The 3,006-nt window shown below is 72.5% G+C and carries 1 protein-coding gene; it reads left to right on the top strand.

What is annotated here, in order from left to right:
* Positions 1-3,006, top strand: a 3,006-nt coding sequence (locus VT50_RS37595) for an acyltransferase domain-containing protein (RefSeq protein WP_143645366.1), incomplete at both ends; no start/stop codon positions are given.

Raw genomic sequence — 3,006 nt, 5'->3', positions numbered from 1 at the left:
GTGGTGTGTTGTCGTTGGAGGATGGTGCGAGGGTCGTGGCGTTGCGGAGCAGGGCGTTGCGGCGGCTGGCCGGGGGCGGGGCCATGGCCTCGCTCGGCGTGGGCCAAGAACCGGCGGAGCGGCTGCTGTCCGATCTGTCAGGCCGGGCCGAGGGCGTGGGTGTAGCTGCTGTCAACGGCCCCTCGTCCACGGTGGTGTCGGGTCCGCCGGAGCAGGTGGCCGCTGTGGTGGCGGCGTGTCAGGAGGTGGGGGAGCGGGCGCGGCTGATCGAGGTGGATTACGCCTCGCACGGCCCTCAAGTGGAGGAGATCCGCGAGGAGTTGAATGAGCTCCTGGCTGGTGTCAGGCCACTTGATATCTCCGGTTCGAGTACGGCCTTCTACTCGACCGTGACCGGTGGCCGGGTCGACGGCTCCGTCCTGGATACGGACTACTGGGTGCGGAATCTCCGTGAGCGGGTGCGGTTCACGGATGCGGTTCGGGCGTTGTTGGCGGCTGGGCATCGGGTGTTCATCGAGGCCAGTACGCACCCCGTGCTCACCGTGGGCTTGCAGGAGACCTTCGAGGAAGCCGGGGTCGAGGCCGTCACCGTGCCCACCCTGCGCCGTGATCACGGCGGGCGGGCCCAGCTTCTCCACTCGCTCGCCGAGGCGTTCACCGCCGGTGTCGACGTCGACTGGACCACCGTGTATCCGGGCAACCCGGCCCCCCGCGTGGTCGCCCTGCCCACCTACGCGTTCCAGCGCGAACGCTTCTGGCTCGACGGCCACGGCGGACGCGTCGGCGACCCGGCCGACCTCGGGCTCGTCTCCGCCGGACATCCGCTGCTGGGCGCCGCCGTGGAGCTCGCCGATGGCCGGGGCCATGTGCTGACGGGCCGGATCTCGGCGCGTACGCACACATGGCTCGGTGAGCATGTGGTGGCGGACGCGGTGCTGGTCCCCGGCGCGGCGCTGGCCGAGTGGGTGTTGCGGGCGGCCGATGAGGTCGGCTGTGGCGGCGTGGACGAGCTGGCGCTGCACCTGCCACTCGTCCTGCCGGAGTCGGGCGGGCTGCGGGTGCAGATCGTCGTGGGCGAGGCCACCCAGGACGGCCGTCGTGAGGTGCGGGTGTACTCCCGGCCCGCCGCCGGTGAAGGAGACTCCGGCACGGGTTGGGTCTGCCATGCGGAGGGTGTGCTGAGCCCTGTGCTGAACCCGCTCCCGGACCGCTCCGACGAGGCGCTGGGACTGGTCGGGACGTGGCCTCCGGCCGGTGCGGCACCGCTCGGCGTCGAGGGTTTCTACGACCGGGTCGCGGATTCGGGCTATGCCTACGGCCCGTCGTTCCAGGGGCTGCGGGCCGTGTGGCGGGACGGGGCCGATGTGTGCGCGGAGGTGGTCCTGCCCGAGGCCGCAGGGGAGCAGACCGGATTCGGGATCCACCCGGCGCTGCTGGACGCGGCGCTGCATCCCGCGCTGCTGATCGACCAGCTGGACACGGACGATGACACGGAGGCGGCCGGTGACGAACCCACCGATGACGGCCGGGTCTGGCTGCCCTTCGCCTGGAACGGCGTGACGTTGTGGGCGGCCGGGGCGACCACGGTCCGGGTACGCCTCTCTCCCCATCAGGAGACCGCCGAGGGCGAACGCGCCCTGCGGCTGACCGTGGCCGACGCCATCGGCGCTCCGGTGCTGACCGTCGATTCCGTGGCGATGCGGCCCGCGAGCGTCGATCAGCTACGGGCGGCGGTGGCTCCGGGCAGCCACGCCACCGACAGTCTGTTCACCGTCGAGTGGACTCCCCTGCCACTCGCGGCCGGGCCCGGAAGGACGGCGGCTGGGGACGACGGCTGGCCGGTCCTGGGCGTCCGCGGCCACCCGGATCCGGCCGCGCTGCTCGCGGCCCTCGGTGACGACGAGCCCGTACCGCCCGTCGTTCTCGCCGAAATGACCGGGCTGACCGGGCCCATCGGCGAAGGCGCCGAAGAGGCGTCGCCCGAGGAGACCTCGCCCGAGGAGGCGTCGACCGAGGCGCTGTCGACGACCGAACGGGTGCTTGACCTGGTACGGGGCTGGCTCGCCGAACCGCGGTTGGCAGATGCCCGGTTGGTGATGGTCACGCGAGGCGCGGTCGCCGTCGACGGCCCCGAGAGCACCACCCGGGTGGACCTGTCAGCAGCCGCCGTATGGGGCCTCGTACGCAGCGCACAGTCGGAGCACCCCGGCCGCTTCGTCCTCCTCGACCGCGACGATGAGCACGACTGCCAAGCCGCCCCCCACACCGACGCCCCCCACACCGACGCCCTGCGCATCGCCGTGGCGCACGCCATTGAGATGGACGAGCCCCAACTTGCCCTGCGCGCCGGTCGGGCCCTCGTGCCCCGCCTGGTCCCCGCCGGTACCGGCGGCGCGGGGCTGGTGGGCCCCGTGGCGCAGCCGGAGGCCTGGCGGCTGGACACGGCGGGCACGGCGACCCTGGAGAACGTCGTACCGGTGCCCTGCCCCGAGGTGCTGGCGCCCCTCGGCGCCGGGCAGGTGCGGATCGCCGTACGCGCCGCCGGTGTCAACTTCCGTGATGCGATGGTCGGTTTGGGCATGGTGCCCGGCCAGACCGGACTCGGCGGCGAGGGTGCCGGAGTCGTGGTGGACATCGGCCCCGAGGTGACCCACGTGGCCGTGGGCGACCGTGTCATGGGCGTACTGGACCAGTCGTTCGGGCCGCTCGCGGTCACCGACGCGCGGCTGCTGGCGCCGATCCCGGAGGGCTGGAGCTTCCGGCAGGCGGCGGCCGTACCGGTGGCCCATTTGACCGCCTGGTACGGGCTCGTGGAACTGGGCGGTCTTCGGCCGGGTGGGCGGGTGTTGATCCATGCCGCGACCGGTGGTGTGGGGATGGCGGCGGTGCGGATCGCCCGGTATCTGGGTGCGGAGGTCTATGCGACGGCGAGTCCGGCGAAGCACGGGGTTCTTGAGGCGATGGGCGTTGATCAGGCGCATCGGGCCTCGTCGCGTGATCTGGGTT

It is taken from the genome of Streptomyces antioxidans, assembly GCF_000968685.2.
In the GTDB taxonomy this organism is placed as follows: domain Bacteria; phylum Actinomycetota; class Actinomycetes; order Streptomycetales; family Streptomycetaceae; genus Streptomyces; species Streptomyces antioxidans.
Note: the sequence above shows the minus strand (reverse complement) of the source record. Positions and strands in the feature narration are given on the sequence as shown.